Genomic DNA, 16,898 nt, shown 5'->3' with positions numbered 1-16,898 from the left:
TCACGGCGCCGTCCGGGTCCGCTCCGCTCGTGCTCACATCGACGCCGACGCATTCCGGATCGCATGAAAATCCTTTTCTACGCACCGCATACCGAAGCCGCAGCGTGGCTTCACGACTTCGCGCGCGCACTGCCCGCGGCCGAGCTACGCCAATGGCAGCCCGGCGACACCGCCCCCGCCGATTTCGCGGTGGTCTGGCGTCCGCCGCGCGAGATGCTGGCCGGCCGCCATTCGCTGCGCGCGATCTTCAATCTTGGTGCGGGCGTCGATGCGATTCTCGCGCTCGAACGCGAGCAGCCCGGCACGTTGCCGCGCGAGGTGCCGCTGATTCGCCTCGAAGATACGGGCATGGGCGTGCAGATGGTCGAGTACGTGACGCACGCGGTGCTGCGCTATCTGCGCCGCTTCGACGAATATCAAACGCTGCAAGGCGAGCGCCGCTGGCAAGTGCTCGAGCCGCATCCACGCGCGACGTTCACGGTCGGCGTGCTCGGACTCGGCGTGCTCGGCGCGCAGGTCGCGCAATCGCTCGCTTCGTTCGGCCTGCCGGTGCGCGGCTATAGCCGCAGCGCGAAGCAGATCGACGGCATCGCGACATTCGCGGGCGACGCGCAGTTCGACACGTTTCTCGACGGCGTGAAGGTGCTCGTCAATCTGTTGCCGCATACGCCCGACACGGAAGGCGTGCTGAATGCGCGAGTGTTCGCGAAGCTCGCGCGCGGCGCGTATCTGATCAACGTCGCGCGCGGCGCGCATCTGGTCGAAGCGGATCTGCTCGCGGCGCTCGCGAGCGGCCAGCTCACCGCCGCGACGCTCGACGTGTTCCGCAAGGAACCGCTGCCCGCCGATCATCCGTTCTGGCGCGAGCCGCGTATTACGATCACGCCGCACACGTCGGCACTGACGTTGCGCGAGGATAGCGTCGCGCAGGTCGCGAGCAAGATCGAAGCGCTGATGCGCGGTGAGCCAGTGAGCGGCGCGGTGCAACTGGAGCGCGGCTACTGAGTGAGACTCGCGCAGGCGGACGTCGCTGGCGCGCGCTGGCGCCCGCGCTGAAATGAATGGATGGGATCGGAGACACATCATGGCCTTACCAAAGCAAGTGAAAATCGTCGAGGTCGGTCCGCGCGACGGACTGCAGAACGAGAAGGATTTCGTGCCGAGCGCGACCAAGATCGAGCTGATCAACCGTCTGTCGGCGGCGGGATTGCGCAACGTCGAGGCGGCGTCGTTCGTCTCGCCGAAGTGGGTGCCGCAGATGGCCGACGGCGCCGACGTGATGGCCGGCATCGAGCGCCGTGCCGGCACGATCTACTCGGTGCTGACGCCGAATCTGCGCGGCTTCGAAGGCGCGCTCGCCGCGCGTGCCGACGAGATCGTGATCTTCGGCGCCGCGAGCGAGGCGTTCTCGCAGAAGAACATCAACTGCAGCATCGCGGAGAGCATCGAGCGCTTCGCGCCGGTCGCCGCGGCGGCGAAAGAACATGGCCTGCGGATTCGCGGCAGCGTGTCGTGCGCGCTCGGCTGCCCGTATCAGGGCGAGGTGCCGGTCGCATCGGTCGTCGATGTCGTGAAGCGTTTCGCGGCGCTCGGCTGCGACGAGATCGATATCGCCGACACGATCGGCGTCGGCACCCCGAAACGCACCCGCGAAGTGTTCGAGGCGGTGACCGAGGTGTTTCCGCGCGAGCATCTGTCGGGACACTTCCACGACACCTATGGTCAGGCACTCGCGAACATCTACGCGGCGCTGCTCGAAGGCGTGGAGATTTTTCATGCGTCGGTCGCGGGGCTCGGCGGCTGCCCGTATGCGAAGGGCGCAACCGGCAACGTCGCGACCGAAGATGTGCTGTATCTGATGAACGGCCTCGGCATCGAGACCGGTATCGACCTCGCGCAAGTGGTCGAAATCGGTGATTTCATTTCCAACGCGATTGGCCGGCCCAACGTCTCGCGCGCCGGCAAGGCGCTGCTCGCGAAGGCGCGCAGCGAAGCGCGCAGTGAACCGAATACCTGCGCATGAGCGCCCCCTCCATTTTCATTCAGGATCACACACGATGAACGACCTCGCGTCCTTCGACTCCGACGATCTCGCCGCGCTGCCCGACTCGGCACGCCGCGTCGCGCTGCTGCTGCGCGAGCGCGGTCACGCGGGGCGAATCGTCATGCTGCCGGAAACCGGCAAGACTTCCGCCGAGGCGGCCGCCGGACTCGGCTGCTCGGTTGCGCAGATCGCCAAGTCGATTCTGTTCCGGCGCCGCGAAGACGACGCGCCCGTGCTCGTGATCGCGAGCGGCGCGAATCGCGTCGACGAGAAGAAAGTGGCCGCGCAAGTCGGCGCGATCGGCCGCGCGGACGCGAAGTTCGTGCGCGAAAAAACCGGCTATGCGATCGGCGGCGTGTGCCCGGTCGGTCATGCGACCGAGCCGGTTACGCTGATCGACGCCGATCTGCTCGAGCTGGAAAGTCTGTGGGCCGCCGCCGGTCATCCGCACGCGGTGTTCAATCTGACCGCACAAGAGCTGATCGCGCTGACGGGGGCACCGGTCGTCGATGTCGCCTTGCGCGAGCCCGCCTGAACACGATGGCGAGCGGCACCCCTTACGACGCCAGGCACGACGACGGTTCCGTGCCGTCGCCGTGCATCAGCGTGTGCAGGATGGATGCGTCGACGGGCTGGTGCGAGGGATGCCTGCGCACGATCGACGAAATCGCCGGCTGGTCGACGTTCGACGACGACGCGAAACGCGCGGTGTGGGACGCGATCGAAGTGCGCCACGCGCAGTTCATGGCAAGCCGCGCTACATTGAAGAGCAAGGAGAAGCAATGAACGCGGCGCCGCGCATCGTGACGCCCGGTGAGACGTTTCAGTCGACGCTCGAGTTGTCGGCGGATTCGATCAAATCGTTCGCGACGCTCGTCAACGATTTGAACCCGCTGCATCACGACGAAGCGTATGCCGCGCAAAGCCGCTTTGGCGGGTTGATCGCATCGGGCACGCAACCCGCCGCGTATTTCATGGCGCTGCTGGCCACGCATTTCTCGACTTACGCGCAGCCGCTCGGCCTCGAATTCGACATCAAGCTCAAGCAGGCGGTGCAGGCGCACGACACACTGACGATCACTTGGCGCGTGCGCGACGCTCACTGGAAGCCGAGCCTGAACGGCGATCTGACGTATCTCGAAGGTTCGGTGGTCAATCAGCGCGGCGAGCTGATGTTGACGGGCACGTCGACCATTCTGGTGATGCCAAAGCCCGACGCGCTCGCGCATGCACAAGCGGGAGCCGCCACGCCATGATTGCGCTGCCCGCATCGATCCAGGTGTTCGAACGCGGCTGGCTGTCGTCGAACAACGTGCTGCTCGTCGACGAAACAGGGGCCGCGCTCGTCGACACCGGCTATGCGACGCACGCATCGCAAACGGTCGCGCTGGTACGCAACGCGTTGGGCACGCGGCCGCTCGATCTGATCGTCAACACCCATCTGCATTCGGATCACTGCGGCGGCAATGCGCTGTTGCAAGCCACGTGGCCGTGTCGCACGCTGATTCCCTCTTCCGAAGCCGATGCCGTCCGCGACTGGGATGAAGCGCGGCTCACCTTTCGCGCGACCGGCCAGACCTGCGAGCGCTTCGGCTTCACCGGCACGCTCGCGCCCGGCGCGCGCCTGCGGCTCGGCGCGCTCGACTGGCAGGTGCTCGGCGCGCCCGGCCACGATCCGCATTCGCTGATGCTCTATTGCGCCGACGAACGTTTGCTGATCAGCGCGGACGCGCTATGGGAAAACGGCTTCGGCGTGATCTTTCCCGAACTCGAAGGCGAGAGCGGCTTCGCCGAGCAGCAGGCCGTGCTCGACCTGATCGCGACACTCGACGTGCGGGTCGTCATTCCGGGCCACGGCGCGCCGTTCACGCAGGTCGAAGCGGCGCTCGAACGCGCGATGTCGCGTGTCGCCTGGTTGCGCGCCGATCCCACGCGCAACGCGAGGAACGCGCTGAAAGTGCTGATCGTGTTCAAGCTGCTCGAAGTCCGCGAGATGACACTCGACACGCTGCTGTGCATGCTCGACGACGCGGCCGTGATGCGTGCCGCCGCGTCGATGCTCAAGCCGCGCGGCGAATGGCCTGCGTTGTTGAAAGGAATGATCGGGGAACTAGCGGCGAAGGATGGACCGCTCGAGGTGGACGGCACGCGGATTCTCGCGCGGCGTTGAATAAAAGTGAACCGGAACGCAAAACCGTCGCCACAAAAAGAAAACCGCTCGACGAAGCGAGCGGCGGAACATCTGTGTGGACGTGATCAGCGTCGCTATCAATGATACGCGTGCGGGTTTTCGCAACGCATCGGTGATTTCCCTACAGAAAATTGACAGCACGTTTTACAAATGCATACATGTTGTGTCATGAAGCCGTGTTATCGGTATGAATGCGCGCGCTTTATTCTGCAATCCGTAGCAATGCCCGATTAAACGTTCCGTTGGCATCACGTGGACGATAAGCGCTTCTTCTGCGGCACGATCCGCCATCCGAGATTGACGCCCGCCGCCGCCAGCAAAATCAGCGCGGCACCGATCACCTGAATCCACGCAAGCGTCTGACCGAACGCAACCCGATCGACGATGATTGCGACCACCGGATAGATGAAGGACAGCGCGCCTGTCATCGTCGTCGGCAGCTTCTGGATCGCGCCATACAGCAGCACGTACATGAGGCCGGTATGGACGACGCCGAGCACGATCAGGTCGAGCCATTGCGTGGCGCTTGCCGGCAGCGCGTCGAAGCGCACGAACGGCGCGAGCAGCAGCACGCCGAGCGACACCTGGATCAGCGCGAGCAGATGCGGTGGCGTGCCCTTCAGCCGCTTCGTGATGATCGACGACACCGCGTACATGGCCGCCGCGCCGACCGCGTAAGCGACGCCGACCAGGTACTGCCCAGGCACCGCGAGCACCGCAGGTTCGACCTTCACGACGAATACGAGGCCGACGAACGCGACCACGAGCCACGCGAGCGTCGACGCGCTGATGCGCTCGCGAAACACCAGCGCGCCGAGCGCAACCAGCATGAACGGCTGGGTGTTGTAGACGGCCGTCGCCATCGAAATCGATGCGCGCGAATACGCGGCGAACAGCAGCACCCAGTTCGCGACGATCGCCGCGCCGCCGAGCAGCGCGAGGCCGAGCATCTTCCACGAGAACAGCTCGCGGCGAAACAGGCCGAGCACGGCGCAGACGAGTGCAAGCGTCGCGCCGCCGAAGATGCAGCGAAAGAACACCACGTTAAACGGGCTTTGCTGCGACGACACGACGAGCCAGCCGATCGTGCCCGACATCAGCATCGCGATGCTCATCTCCGCCGCGCCGCGCCGAATGTCGCTCGACGCGCCCGTTGCGGTTGTCGCTGAAGCCTTGTTCGTTGAAGCCATGATTCGATCCCGGATTGATGCCTGCATGACTGGCAGTGTAATTAATCCGCCCGCACGAATACATGACTAAACTTAAGCGTTGCCGGATTTTCACCTCATAAACGAAGGCCATCATGAGCAAACGCCTTGCTTCGATAGCACCGGTCGCACTCGACGACACCGACCGCGCGCTGCTCGCCGCGCTCGCGCAGGACGCGCGCCAGCCGGTCAGCGAACTCGCGCGCGTGGTCGGTTTATCGGCGCCGAGCACGGCCGAACGCGTGCGACGGCTCGAAGCGCAAGGCGTGATCGAGCGCTTCACGGTGCAGATCGAACCCCGCGCGCTCGGCTTCACGTTGCAGGCGATCGTGCGCGTGAAGCCGCTACCCGGCCAGTTGCATCTGGTGGAAGACGTGATCCGGCGCATCCCGGAGTTCGTCGAATGCGACAAGGTGACCGGCGACGATTGCTTCATCTGCCGGCTGTACCTGCATTCGATCGAGCAACTCGACGAGATCCTGTCGAAAGTGACCGAGCGCGCGGAGACCAGCACCGCGATCATCAAATCGACGCCGGTCGCGCGGCGGCTGCCGCCGCTCGGCTAGGGTTCGACCGCTTCGAAGAACGACAGCATCTCGGCGACCAGCTCGTCCGGCGCTTCCTCGGGCAGATAGTGCCCGCACGACAGCGCGCGGCCGCTCACGTCGCGCGCGACGTGGCGCCATTCGGCGAGCGCATCGAAGCATTTCTCGATCACGCCCTTGTCGCCCCACAGCACGCGCAGCGGACAGCCGATCTTGTTGCCGCGCTCGATATCGGCACGATCGTGCTCGAGATCGATGCTCGCCGACGCGCGATAGTCCTCGCACATGGCGTGCACCGCCCCCGGTTGCGTGAGTGCGGCGCGATAGGCATCGAGTGCGGCGGGGTCGAACGGTGCGAGGCCCGCGTGACGCCCGCCCATCACCGCATCGACATAGGCGGCCGGATTCGCGCCGATCAGCGTTTCGGGCAGCGGCTCCGGCTGGATCAGGAAGAACCAGTGGAAGTAATGCGTCGCGAACGCGCGGTCGGTGGCTTCGTACATCGCGAGCGTCGGTGCGATATCGAGCAGCATCAGACGTTCGACCGCGTCGGCGTGATCGAGCGCCATCCGGTGCGCGACGCGCGCGCCGCGATCGTGCGCGCAGACGAGGAAGCGCTCGAAGCCGAAGTGCCGCATGACCGCGACCTGGTCGGCGGCCATTGCGCGTTTCGAATACGGCGTGTGCGCGGCATCGCTCGGCGGTTTGCCTGATGCGCCGTAGCCGCGCAGATCGGTCGCGATCACCGTGAAGTGCTGCGCGAGCGGCGCGGCGCAGCGCTCCCAGATCCGATGGGATTGCGGATGGCCGTGCAGCAGCAGCAGAGGCGGCCCGGCGCCGCCCTTCACTCCGAAAATATCGACATCGCCCACGGCGACGCGAAAAGGCGAAAAATTTTCGAAGGCCATGACGTCCCGTTGGTTGTTTTGAGGGTCTGTGCATTGTAGAAGGCCGCCAGCGCCGCGCGGGGTGGGATAGCCCACGAAACATGGAACCTGAATACTCCTTCGAACTGTTTCAAACCCACCCGCCGAGCGCGGATCACACGCTTCGCTTATAATCGAACGACCGTTCTAAAATTTGGGGGCGGCTGCGGCATGCCGGTTTCGTGTGATGGTCGGATGGATCCGCCGATCGACCTGGCATCCGCCGTGCCGCTAAACTCATCAAACGCCGGGCGAATCGCTCCGGTTGGCTCAATCTGGAGACTCGCACCATGGCACTGCCCGCCGTTCTGCAAAACCTCGCGCTGCCCGTCGTCGCTTCGCCGATGTTCATCGTCAGCTATCCCGACCTCGTGCTGGCGCAGTGCAAGGCCGGGATCGTCGGCTCATTCCCGGCCCTCAACGCACGCCCGGCCGAGCTGCTCGACGAATGGCTGACGCAGATCCAGGCTCAGCTCGCCGAGCACAAGGCCGCGAACCCGGATGCGGTCATCGGGCCGATCGCGGTCAATCAGATCGTCCATCAGTCGAATGCGCGGCTCGAGCACGACGTGCGCGTGTGCGTCGAACACAAGGTGCCGATCTTCATCACGAGCTTGCGCGCGCCGGCGCGTGAAATCGTCGACGCGGTGCATAGCTATGGCGGCATCGTGCTGCACGACGTGATCAATCTGCGTCATGCGCAAAAGGCGCTGGACGCGGGCGTCGACGGGCTGATTCTGGTCGCGTCAGGCGCGGGCGGCCATGCGGGCACCACTTCGCCGTTCGCGCTGGTCGGCGAGGTGCGGCGCATTTTCGACGGCCCGATCGTGCTGTCGGGCTCGATCGCGAACGGCGGCTCGATTCTCGCCGCGCAGGCGATGGGCGCGGATCTCGCCTACATGGGCACGCGCTTCATCGCGACGAAGGAAGCCCACGCGGTCGAGGCCTACAAGCAGGCGATCATCAACTCGAAGTCCGCCGACATCATCTACACGAACCTGTTCACCGGCGTGCACGGCAACTACATCCGCGAGAGCATTCAGAACGCGGGGCTCGACCCGGACGCGCTGCCCGAATCGGACAAGACCAAGATGAACTTCGGCAGCGACAAGGCGAAGGCGTGGAAGGACATCTGGGGCGCCGGCCAGGGCGTCGGCCTGATGGACGACGTGCCGGACGTCGCCGAACTCGTGCAGCGTCTGAAGAAGGAATACGACGACGCGAAGGCGCGCCTCGGCATCGCGCGCTGAGGCATCGAACGGGGCGGGCCGACCCGCCCCGCCTATCCGCCCCGCCGGCGTGCTACATATTGCGCCGATACTGCCCGCCCACTTCAAAGAGCGCGTGAGTGATTTGCCCGAGCGAACACACGCGCACCACGTCCATCAGCACCGCGAAGACGTTGTCGTCGTCGATCACTGCGCGCTTCAGGCGTTCGAGCGCGTGAGGCGCGGCCTCGCGGTGGCGCGTCTGGAACTCGCGCAGCCGCCGCAGCTGACTCTGCTTTTCCGCGTCGGTGGAACGCGCCAGCACGAGCGGCCGCGGCGCTTCATGCGGATGCGCGCTCAGGAACGTGTTCACGCCGACGATCGGATATGAGCCGTCATGCTTGCGATGCTCGTACAGCATCGACTCGTCCTGGATCCGTCCGCGCTGATAGCCCGTTTCCATCGCGCCGAGCACGCCGCCGCGCTCGGTCAGCCGCTCGAACTCGGCGAGCACCGCTTCCTCGACCAGATCGGTCAACTCCTCGATCACGAAGCTGCCCTGATTCGGGTTCTGGTTCTTCGCTAACCCCCATTCGCGATTGATGATCAGCTGGATCGCGACCGCGCGGCGCACCGATTCCTCGGTCGGCGTCGTGATCGCTTCATCGAACGCATTGGTGTGCAGCGAGTTGCAGTTGTCGTAGATCGCGATCAGCGCCTGCAGCGTCGTGCGGATATCGTTGAAATCGATCTCCTGCGCGTGCAGGCTGCGGCCCGACGTCTGCACGTGATACTTGAGCTTCTGGCTGCGCTCGTTCGCGCCATAGCGCTCGCGCATCGCGATCGCCCAGATACGTCGCGCGACGCGACCGAGCACCGTGTACTCCGGGTCCATGCCATTCGAGAAGAAGAACGACAGATTCGGCGCGAAGTCGTCGATCGACATGCCGCGGGCGAGATACGCCTCGACGTACGTAAAGCCGTTCGCGAGCGTGTAGGCGAGCTGCGAGATCGGGTTCGCGCCAGCCTCGGCGATGTGATAGCCGGAGATCGACACCGAATAGAAATTCCGCACGCCGTTTTCGACGAAATACGCCTGAATATCGCCCATCACCTTCAGGCTGAATTCGGTCGAGAAGATGCAGGTGTTCTGCCCCTGGTCTTCCTTCAGGATGTCGGCCTGCACGGTGCCGCGCACGTTTTCGAGCGCGCTGCGGCGCGTCGCGGCGAGTTCGTGGTCGGTCAGCGGGCGGCCCTGCTCCGTTTCCTTGCGCGCGATCTGCTGGTCGATCGCGACGTTGAAGAACATCGCGAGGATCGTCGGCGCGGGGCCGTTGATCGTCATCGACACCGAGGTTTCCGGCGAGCACAGGTCGAAGCCGTCGTACAGCGTCTTCATGTCGTCGAGCGTCGCGACCGACACGCCCGAATTGCCGACCTTGCCGTAGATGTCCGGGCGCTCGTGCGGCTCCTCGCCGTACAGCGTCACCGAGTCGAACGCGGTGGATAGGCGCTTGGCCGGCATGCCTTCCGACAGCAGCTTGAAGCGGCGATTGGTGCGCTGCGGATCGCCCTCGCCCGCGAACATGCGCGTCGGGTCCTCGTTCTCGCGGCGAAACGGAAACACGCCGGCCGTGAACGGAAAATAGCCGGGCAGATTGTCGAGCATCAGCCAGCGCAGGATCTCGCCGTGATCGACGAATTTCGGCAGCGACACTTTGCGGACCTCGGAGCCGGATAACGTCGTCACCGTCAGCGCGGTGCGGATTTCGCGTTCGCGGATGCGTACCACGTGTTCGTCGCCGGCATAAGCGGCCACCGTTTGCGGCCACGCGTCGAGCAGCTTGCGTTCGCGTTCGCCGAGCGCGGCGCTGCGTTGTTCGATCAGCGCGTCGAGCGACGCCGGGTCGCCTCCTGCCTCGCCGCCCGCCTCGCCGAGCATGCGGCGGGTTTCGACGAGCTGCCAGCGCTGGCGCGCGATTTGCGCCTGCGCGTCGGCCCGCTCGCGATAGCCGCGCACCGTCAGCGCGATGTCGGCCAGGTAGCGCACGCGCGCGGGCGGCACGATCGCATGCAGGTTGCTCGAGAAGCGCAGGCCGTCGGGTGCGCCGAGCCGTGCGCCGCCCTCGCGCAAGCCGTGCGCGCGCAGCGCAGCGGCGATGCGCCGGTACAGCGCGGTCACGCCGTCATCGTTGAAACGCGACGCGATCGTGCCGAACACCGGCATCGCGTCGGGCGATGCCGCGAACTCCGCGCGGTTGCGCTGCACCTGCTTCGCGACGTCGCGCAACGCATCCTGCGCGCCCTTGCGATCGAACTTGTTGATCGCGACGAAGCTCGCGAAGTCGAGCATGTCGATCTTCTCGAGCTGGCTCGCGGCGCCGAACTCCGGTGTCATCACGTACAGCGATTCGTCGACGAACGGCACGATCGCCGCATCGCCCTGACCGATCCCCGAAGTCTCGACGACGATCAGATCGAAGCCGGCGGCCTTGCACAGCATCAGCGCGGCGGGCAGCGAATCGGAGATTTCGCTCGCAGCCTCGCGCGTGGCCATCGAGCGCATATAGACACGGGCGCCGCCGCCCCAATCGCCGATCGCGTTCATGCGGATGCGGTCGCCGAGCAGCGCGCCGCCGGATTTGCGGCGCGACGGATCGATCGCGAGCACGGCGATGCTCAGCGTGTCGCCGTAGTCGAGCCGGAAGCGGCGGACCAGCTCGTCGGTCAGCGATGACTTGCCCGCGCCGCCGGTGCCGGTGATGCCGAGCACCGGGATTCGCGTCGCCTGCGCGAGTGTCGATAGCTGCTCGCGCGCGGCGGCGTCGACGGTATTCGTTTCGAACGCGCTGATCAGTTGCGCGAGACGGCGGAAGATGGGCGCGGCGGGATCGGCGGAGGGTGAGTCGCGCCTGGGGTCGGCCTCGCTGCAATGCGATAAAGGCCGCGCGGCCAGCTCGGTGAGCCATTCACGCACCGGCGTGGCGCGCGTCGCGTCGGCCGCGCGCGCGCCTTCGACGCAGCGCGCGATCATGTCGTCGATCATGCCTTGCAGACCGAGCCGCTGCCCCTCGTGCGGCGAGTAGATCTTCTCGACGCCATCGCGTTCGAGCGCGGCGATCTCCTCGGGGACGATCACCCCGCCGCCGCCGCCGAACACCTTGATGCGCTCGCCGCCGCGCGCACGCAGCAACTCGACCAGATAGCGGAAGTATTCGTTGTGGCCGCCCTGGTAGCTCGACACGGCGACGCCGTCGGCGTCCTCGTCGAGCGCGGCGGCCGCGACTTCGGCGACGGAGCGATTGTGGCCGAGGTGGATCACCTCGACGCCGCTCGCCTGCAGGATGCGCCGCATGATGTTGATCGACGCGTCGTGGCCATCGAACAGTGCGGCGGCGGTGACGAAGCGCAGGCGCCGGCCCGTGGGCAGCGCATGGCTGCCGGCACGCTGCGGCGTGGACAAATCGGTCATGTCTCCCCCAGATCATTTAACTGACGGGTGTTGACAGTCAGTATATAGAAACGGGGTAACGCGGCAGGACTGCGCGGGGCGGGCAGTTTGGAGCGGTTTGGTGCGGTTTGGCGGTGGCTGGTTACCGCACCGCCAACGCCCTGATCTCGTCGAGCGACGGCCACAGCGACTCGTTCGCGAACCGCGCCGCCAGAAAATCGACGAACGAGCGCACCTTGGCCGACAGATGCCGCCGGCTCGTGTAGACGACGTGGATCGGCAACTCGCGCGGCGGCACTTCGTCGACGAGCAGCGGCACGAGCCGCCCCTCGGCGAGATCGCTGCCGATCACCTCGGTGCCCAGCATCGCGATACCCGCGCCATGCAGCACGACCACGCGCTGCGCCTCGAGCTGATTGACGATCAGGTTGCCCGACAGACGCACGCGCGAGCCCGCGTCGCCGGTCGCGACTTCGAGCGCCGAGACGCCCGCGTACTGCAGATAGTTGTGCCGCGCGAGATCGGCGACGCTTTTCGGCGTGCCGTGCTTGCGCAGATAGGCGGGCGACGCGCACAGCACCAGATGCGCGGTCGCGATCTGCCGCGCGATCAGCGAGGACGACTTGAGGCCGCCCGGCGACGCGCGGATCGCGACGTCGAAGCCTTCGTCGATCAGCTCGACGACGCGGTCGGACAGCGTCATATCGACGGTCACTTGCGGATACTGCGCGGCGTAGTCGGCGACGGCGGCCATCACGTGATTCAGGCCGAACGCCGACAGCGACGACACCCGCAGCCGCCCGTGCGGCACGACGCTCGCCGCGCCGACCGCCTGACCGGCCTCGTCGAGCTCGGTGAGCGCCTGGCTCAGCCGCTCGTAGTATTCGCGGCCGGCCTCGGTCGGCGCGACGCGGCGCGTGGTGCGGTTCAGCAAGCGCGCGCCGAGCTGCTGCTCCAGGTGCATCACGTGCTTGCTCGCCATCGCCGCCGACATCTCCATCTTCTCCGCCGCGCCGACGAAGCTACCGGCTTCGACCACGTGGCGAAACACTTTCATGCTGACGAGGGTGTCCATCTCAATCGCTCGCTTCAGGAATCAATCGACGCCATTTTGCCGGGTTTATCAAAAGCATGGCAGCAAAGGCCCGCATTCGACGGTGTCCGAAAGCGACAAAGCCCGCGTTCCGGACGGAACGCGGGCTTTGCTATGAGACTTGGGACGAATCGATCAGAACTTCGCGCGCAACCCGGCGCCGTACGTGTTGCCGCTCGACTGCCCGTTGATATGGTCGTACAGGTACGCGGCATAGAGGTCGGTGCGCTTGGACAGCGGATAGTCGTAGCCGATCGCCGCCGTCTGGCGCGCCTGGTTCAAGCCGCCGCCGTTACGCGAATACGCAAACGACGCCATCACCGAGCCCGGTCCGAACGGCACCGTGACGCCGCCCTGTCCGGTGTTCACGTGCCAGCTCGTCACCTGCTGGTCGTTGTACGTGTACATGTATTGGCCGTACAGCTTCACGAACTTCAGGTCGTACGTCACGCCCGCCTGCGCGACGCTCTGGCTGCGCAGGCCCGGCACGCCCGAGGTTTCGAAGCTGCCGAGATCGCCCGGCACGTTGTTGAAGTTCACGTACTGGTACACGAGGGTCGCCGCGAACGGGCCGTGGAAGTACAGGACCTGGCCGCTCCACTTCTTCGCGCCGTTCTGGGTCGTATTGCCGAGCGCGTACATCGCCGTCGCCGACAGGCCGTTGAAGTTCGGCGACGAGTACGACACCGCGTTGTTCCAGCCCGAGTCGCCGGTCACGCCCTGGTCGGTCGTGTAGGTCGGGAACGTGCCGAGGCCGAGGTACACGTGAGCGACCATCGGCGAGAACACGTACGAATCGACGAACGGGTTGAACAGGATCGTCGAGACGAACAGCGGCGTGGTCAGACGGCCGGCGGTCACGGTGCCGTACGGCGACTCGATGCCGACGTAGGCGTTGCGCGAGAACATCGTGTCGCCGGTGAAGCGGCCGGATTCACCGGTCTGCGCACGGAAGAAGCCTTCGACCGTGAAGATCGCCTTGTAGCCGTTGCCCAGATCCTCGGTCCCCTTGAAGCCCCAGTACGACGTCGACATGCCGCCGCCCGACACGACCGCTGCGGCCTGGCCACCCGGAAACTTCTGCGAGCCGACCCATTCGTCGACCTGGCCATAGAGCTGCACGCTCGATTGCGCGAACGCCGATGATGCGCTCGCCAGCACGGCGACGCATGCAGTGGCCTTGAGAGTCGTCTTCAGCACGCTGCTGAGGCTTGTGTTCATGGATTCTCCAAAATCTCTGTCAAAGGGTGTGGCTGTGCGAAAGGGGGGCGCTCGCGCGAACCGTTGTTGTTATCCGTTCGACCGTCGAGTCAATCTGGGCCGGACCATCTTTGCGGATCATTTTTATGAACAAAAATATCGCTGCTTATTGCCGGTATATCGGTCTGAGTAGTTTGGTCGGCCGGCGGCTCGATAACGGTCCTTTGAATGGACGGCCGCCAGCCGCGCGAACGCAATGCGTCATGCGGCGCATCGCGCGCCACAGCGCGCTTGAACGCCTCGAATGACGTGCCGATGACGCGACGCGGGAGAATGCCAAGATTTGACGCCGACCGAAACTTCGATGCCGGGTGTTTTCAAAAAAGTGTGGCGTCGAAACGTCAGATTCGGGACACGGACGGAGAGCAGAACGCGCGAAGCTGCGCGATCGAGCGTGGAAGGGGAACTGAAGAACGCGTCTCGCGATCGCGATTTCGGCGATGCGGTAGTTCGCGTTGGAGTGAAGTGGGCGGTGCGCTCACCCTCTCAGGTCGCGCCTGAAGTGCTCCGCATGACGCGAAACGCTGAGGTAAATCGCGTTGAGCTAATTCCGGTACGGCGAAGCTTCCGGCGGCCGCTGATCGTCGGTGGGACGTTGCATGGGGCGCGTTGCGCCGCGCTCTTCGTTGTAGCGGGCGACGTCGGCGCGAATCGAGCCGCTGCGCATCGGCATGTTGGACGGCGGATGCGGCACCGGACGGGACTCCGCGCTGACCGGCGTGATCGCACCGGCATAACCGGACGGATCGCCGACACGGCGCATGCCGGACTTGTAGGCGCCGGCACCATAGCTGAAGTTGGCGTCCGCGATATTCGGGTTGCCGCGCTGCGCGCGCGGGTCACGCAAAGCCATCGCGTTATGCGAGGTACGAGGAGCAGCCATGTTGCCTGCACCGGCATAACGGCCGCCGCCGCGCATCTCCATGCGCGGCGCACGCTCGGCACCGCCGTGCGAATACGCGGCGCCCGCAGCGGGACCATGCGGCACACCCGGCCCTTTTGCATAGGCGAACGAACATAGCGCGGCGATGACCGCGCCCCACGCCCAGTGCCTCGTTCTCGACAACCCGTCCACCTTTGTGACTCTCACGCCCGAAGACTTGCCTGAAATCCACCGTTCGAGCTGCGATGGACCTGTTGCGGGAGGAAGAATAAGCACCGCGTTTCCGTCGCGGCGCAGGCATCCCTACGGCCTTTGAACGGGTAATTTATGGTCGGCGGCAGAGGGTGTCGAGCCAAAAAGTGTTAGGTCTCGTCGGTGGATGTAACACCTTGTTACGCTGGCGTTTTTCTGCGGGCGAGCCCCTGTGCGAGCGCGGCAGGAGAGTTCGCTGGCAGGCGTTTTCAGCCACGCCGTGCAAGCTGCGTTTGTTGCAAATAAGCAGCGCCTGGACCGTCAATGTTTAAACGGTTTGTCGCGAACAAGCGGGTCGCCAATACTGAAATGTGCCGCGTGACCTGAAGGGGCGACAGGCGGGCCAATGCACAAACCTCATTAATCGATTCGGCAAATGAATTTGCGTTTTTAATCCAGTTTCGACAACAATAGCCGCTTTCCATTGGCACAGACGCGCCGAGACAGGCGCATTCGTGCTTACTTCGCGTCATCGAATCGAGATTCCGACATGGCCCGCCCGAAATTCCTGCCCGATAACTTCACCCTGTGCCTCGTGGGCACCGTGATCCTCGCCAGCCTCCTGCCCGTTCACGGGCAAGCCGCCGCAGGGTTCAACTGGGTGACGAACATCGCGGTCGGCCTGCTGTTCTTCCTGCACGGCGCCAAGCTCTCACGCGAGGCGATCATTGCGGGCGCGACGCACTGGCGTCTTCACATCGTGGTGCTGCTGAGCACGTTCGCGCTGTTTCCGCTGCTCGGCCTCGCGCTTAAACCGATCCTTGCGCCGCTCGTCACCCCGGCGCTCTATGCCGGCGTCCTGTTCCTCTGCACGCTGCCATCGACGGTCCAGTCGTCGATTGCGTTCACGTCCATTGCCAAGGGGAACGTACCGGCCGCGGTATGCAGCGCGTCCGCGTCGAGCCTGCTCGGCATCTTCGTCACCCCAGCACTCGTCAGCGTGATCGTCACGAATCAGGCCGCGAGCGGCGGCGCCTCGCCGTGGCATACGGTCGGCAACATCGTGCTGCAACTGCTCGTGCCGTTCGTCGCCGGCCAGTTGCTGCGTCCGCTGATCGGCAAGTGGATCGAGAAGAACCGCGGTGTGCTGAAGTTCGTCGACCAGGGCTCGATCCTGCTTGTCGTCTACGGCGCGTTCAGCGAGGCCGTCACCGAAGGCCTGTGGCACACGATTCCGCTGTCCGCGCTCGGCGGCCTCGTCGTGGTGAGCGCCGTGTTGCTCGCGCTCGCGCTGGCTGTGACGATCTTCGCGAGCAAGCGGCTCGGCTTCAACCGCGCGGACCAGATCACGATCATCTTCTGCGGCTCGAAGAAGAGCCTCGCCGCCGGCGTGCCGATGGCCAAGGTGATCTTCGCCTCGCACGCGGTCGGCGCCGTGGTGCTGCCGCTGATGCTGTTCCACCAGATCCAGCTGATGGTCTGCGCCGCGCTCGCGCAGCGCTGGGGCGCCCGCGACCTCAGCGGCGAGAGCGCAGCCGCGGCGCGGCAACCCGCCGCCGCCGTCGCGCGTCGTTGAGAACACGCGCAATGCAAACAGGACATTCATAAGCGCCCTCCCTGAGCGTCGTTTGGATCGTGTGAGGAAAGCCGCCTTTGGGCGGCTTTTTCTTTTTGGCTTGCGATTGGTGTGTTCGTTATTTCACGCGCAAATGCTCGCGCTGTCGCCTCGGCCGGAAGGCATAGGAAGATTCCGGATAAGTCTCGAATACGGCCGTCCAGCTATTGTTTAGTCGTTTTTACTAAACAACTTAATTGCCAGCAAGCCCATAAAATACGGGTATTTACCGGTACCGAGTCATCGTTTTACGAGTCGTTTTAGCGGCGTTTTACTATACAA

At 65.0% G+C, this 16,898-nt stretch carries 16 protein-coding genes; 9 read left to right on the top strand and 7 right to left on the bottom strand.

Going from position 1 to position 16,898, the window contains the following annotated elements:
* Positions 1-63 precede the first annotated feature (63 nt).
* The 6 genes from CI15_RS07290 (at position 64) to CI15_RS07265 (ending at position 4,214) form a co-directional block, all read left to right on the top strand.
* On the top strand, positions 64-1,005 hold the full coding sequence (locus CI15_RS07290; protein WP_062125646.1) for a 2-hydroxyacid dehydrogenase: 942 nt from the start codon (positions 64-66) through the stop codon (positions 1,003-1,005).
* 79 nt (positions 1,006-1,084) lie between these two features.
* A complete protein-coding gene (locus CI15_RS07285; protein WP_062125644.1) occupies positions 1,085-2,023 on the top strand; it encodes a hydroxymethylglutaryl-CoA lyase in 939 nt (312 codons plus the stop codon).
* Positions 2,024-2,057: 34 nt separating this feature from the next.
* Positions 2,058-2,579: a YbaK/EbsC family protein gene (locus tag CI15_RS07280; RefSeq protein ID WP_062125643.1), complete on the top strand. Its 522-nt coding sequence runs from the start codon at positions 2,058-2,060 to the stop codon at positions 2,577-2,579.
* Between the two features lie 5 nt (positions 2,580-2,584).
* The gene (locus tag CI15_RS07275; RefSeq protein WP_062125641.1) at positions 2,585-2,830 is read left to right on the top strand and encodes a DUF1289 domain-containing protein; all 246 of its coding nucleotides are present in this window, start codon (positions 2,585-2,587) and stop codon (positions 2,828-2,830) included.
* Positions 2,827-3,300: a MaoC family dehydratase gene (locus tag CI15_RS07270; protein ID WP_062125639.1), complete on the top strand. Its 474-nt coding sequence runs from the start codon at positions 2,827-2,829 to the stop codon at positions 3,298-3,300. The genes CI15_RS07275 and CI15_RS07270 overlap by 4 nt, the downstream gene beginning before the upstream one ends.
* Positions 3,297-4,214: an MBL fold metallo-hydrolase gene (locus CI15_RS07265; protein WP_062125637.1), complete on the top strand. Its 918-nt coding sequence runs from the start codon at positions 3,297-3,299 to the stop codon at positions 4,212-4,214. The genes CI15_RS07270 and CI15_RS07265 overlap by 4 nt, the downstream gene beginning before the upstream one ends.
* 269 nt (positions 4,215-4,483) lie before the next feature.
* Here the strand turns inward: CI15_RS07265 and CI15_RS07260 are convergent, their stop codons facing one another.
* Both CI15_RS07260 and CI15_RS37605 read right to left on the bottom strand, forming a co-directional pair.
* Positions 4,484-5,350: a DMT family transporter gene (locus CI15_RS07260; protein ID WP_241495807.1), complete on the bottom strand. Its 867-nt coding sequence runs from the start codon at positions 5,348-5,350 to the stop codon at positions 4,484-4,486.
* The gene (locus CI15_RS37605; RefSeq protein WP_241495806.1) at positions 5,280-5,540 is read right to left on the bottom strand and encodes a hypothetical protein; all 261 of its coding nucleotides are present in this window, start codon (positions 5,538-5,540) and stop codon (positions 5,280-5,282) included. Before CI15_RS37605 ends, CI15_RS07260 begins: the two co-directional genes overlap by 71 nt.
* Here CI15_RS37605 and CI15_RS07255 point away from each other — a divergent pair.
* Entirely contained in the window at positions 5,539-6,009 is a 471-nt protein-coding gene (locus CI15_RS07255; RefSeq protein ID WP_062125633.1) for an Lrp/AsnC family transcriptional regulator, read from the top strand. The genes CI15_RS37605 and CI15_RS07255 overlap by 2 nt on opposite strands.
* Here the strand turns inward: CI15_RS07255 and CI15_RS07250 are convergent.
* Positions 6,006-6,896 (bottom strand): alpha/beta fold hydrolase, encoded by an 891-nt coding sequence (locus tag CI15_RS07250; protein ID WP_062125632.1) that lies wholly within the window; start codon positions 6,894-6,896, stop codon positions 6,006-6,008. The two genes, CI15_RS07255 and CI15_RS07250, sit on opposite strands and share 4 nt — an antisense overlap.
* Positions 6,897-7,204: 308 nt before the next feature.
* On the opposite strand from CI15_RS07250, the gene CI15_RS07245 reads away from it, so the two are divergent.
* Positions 7,205-8,164: an NAD(P)H-dependent flavin oxidoreductase gene (locus CI15_RS07245; RefSeq protein WP_062125630.1), complete on the top strand. Its 960-nt coding sequence runs from the start codon at positions 7,205-7,207 to the stop codon at positions 8,162-8,164.
* Between the two features lie 52 nt (positions 8,165-8,216).
* On the opposite strand, the gene icmF is transcribed toward CI15_RS07245, so the two are convergent.
* From icmF to CI15_RS07225, 4 genes are all read right to left on the bottom strand, one after another.
* Positions 8,217-11,594, bottom strand: coding sequence for a fused isobutyryl-CoA mutase/GTPase IcmF (gene icmF, locus CI15_RS07240; RefSeq protein ID WP_062125628.1), 3,378 nt, complete (start codon positions 11,592-11,594; stop codon positions 8,217-8,219).
* A 121-nt stretch (positions 11,595-11,715) separates the two neighbouring features.
* Positions 11,716-12,648, bottom strand: coding sequence for a LysR family transcriptional regulator (locus CI15_RS07235; protein ID WP_062125626.1), 933 nt, complete (start codon positions 12,646-12,648; stop codon positions 11,716-11,718).
* 153 nt (positions 12,649-12,801) lie between these two features.
* The gene (locus CI15_RS07230) at positions 12,802-13,887 is read right to left on the bottom strand and encodes a porin (protein WP_062125624.1); all 1,086 of its coding nucleotides are present in this window, start codon (positions 13,885-13,887) and stop codon (positions 12,802-12,804) included.
* A 583-nt stretch (positions 13,888-14,470) separates the two neighbouring features.
* Positions 14,471-15,001: a hypothetical protein gene (locus CI15_RS07225; protein ID WP_062125622.1), complete on the bottom strand. Its 531-nt coding sequence runs from the start codon at positions 14,999-15,001 to the stop codon at positions 14,471-14,473.
* A gap of 550 nt (positions 15,002-15,551) precedes the next feature.
* Between CI15_RS07225 and CI15_RS07220 the strand changes: the two genes are divergently transcribed.
* Complete coding sequence (locus tag CI15_RS07220; RefSeq protein ID WP_062125620.1) at positions 15,552-16,577, top strand: bile acid:sodium symporter family protein; 1,026 nt, start codon at positions 15,552-15,554, stop codon at positions 16,575-16,577.
* The last annotated feature ends 321 nt before the right edge of the window (positions 16,578-16,898 follow it).

The sequence above is a fragment of the Paraburkholderia monticola genome, from assembly GCF_001580545.1.
In the GTDB taxonomy this organism is placed as follows: Bacteria; Pseudomonadota; Gammaproteobacteria; order Burkholderiales; family Burkholderiaceae; genus Paraburkholderia; species Paraburkholderia monticola.
Note: the sequence above shows the minus strand (reverse complement) of the source record. Positions and strands in the feature narration are given on the sequence as shown.

Coding starts and splice junctions, on each gene's coding strand:
- CI15_RS07290 (WP_062125646.1), top strand. CDS start 64: ATGAAAATCCTTTTCTACGCACCGCATACCGAAGCCGCAGCGTGGCTT.
- CI15_RS07285 (WP_062125644.1), top strand. CDS start 1,085: ATGGCCTTACCAAAGCAAGTGAAAATCGTCGAGGTCGGTCCGCGCGAC.
- CI15_RS07280 (WP_062125643.1), top strand. CDS start 2,058: ATGAACGACCTCGCGTCCTTCGACTCCGACGATCTCGCCGCGCTGCCC.
- CI15_RS07275 (WP_062125641.1), top strand. CDS start 2,585: ATGGCGAGCGGCACCCCTTACGACGCCAGGCACGACGACGGTTCCGTG.
- CI15_RS07270 (WP_062125639.1), top strand. CDS start 2,827: ATGAACGCGGCGCCGCGCATCGTGACGCCCGGTGAGACGTTTCAGTCG.
- CI15_RS07265 (WP_062125637.1), top strand. CDS start 3,297: ATGATTGCGCTGCCCGCATCGATCCAGGTGTTCGAACGCGGCTGGCTG.
- CI15_RS07260 (WP_241495807.1), bottom strand. CDS start 5,350: ATGAGCATCGCGATGCTGATGTCGGGCACGATCGGCTGGCTCGTCGTG.
- CI15_RS07255 (WP_062125633.1), top strand. CDS start 5,539: ATGAGCAAACGCCTTGCTTCGATAGCACCGGTCGCACTCGACGACACC.
- CI15_RS37605 (WP_241495806.1), bottom strand. CDS start 5,540: ATGATGGCCTTCGTTTATGAGGTGAAAATCCGGCAACGCTTAAGTTTA.
- CI15_RS07250 (WP_062125632.1), bottom strand. CDS start 6,896: ATGGCCTTCGAAAATTTTTCGCCTTTTCGCGTCGCCGTGGGCGATGTC.
- CI15_RS07245 (WP_062125630.1), top strand. CDS start 7,205: ATGGCACTGCCCGCCGTTCTGCAAAACCTCGCGCTGCCCGTCGTCGCT.
- icmF (WP_062125628.1), bottom strand. CDS start 11,594: ATGACCGATTTGTCCACGCCGCAGCGTGCCGGCAGCCATGCGCTGCCC.
- CI15_RS07235 (WP_062125626.1), bottom strand. CDS start 12,648: ATGGACACCCTCGTCAGCATGAAAGTGTTTCGCCACGTGGTCGAAGCC.
- CI15_RS07230 (WP_062125624.1), bottom strand. CDS start 13,887: ATGAACACAAGCCTCAGCAGCGTGCTGAAGACGACTCTCAAGGCCACT.
- CI15_RS07220 (WP_062125620.1), top strand. CDS start 15,552: ATGGCCCGCCCGAAATTCCTGCCCGATAACTTCACCCTGTGCCTCGTG.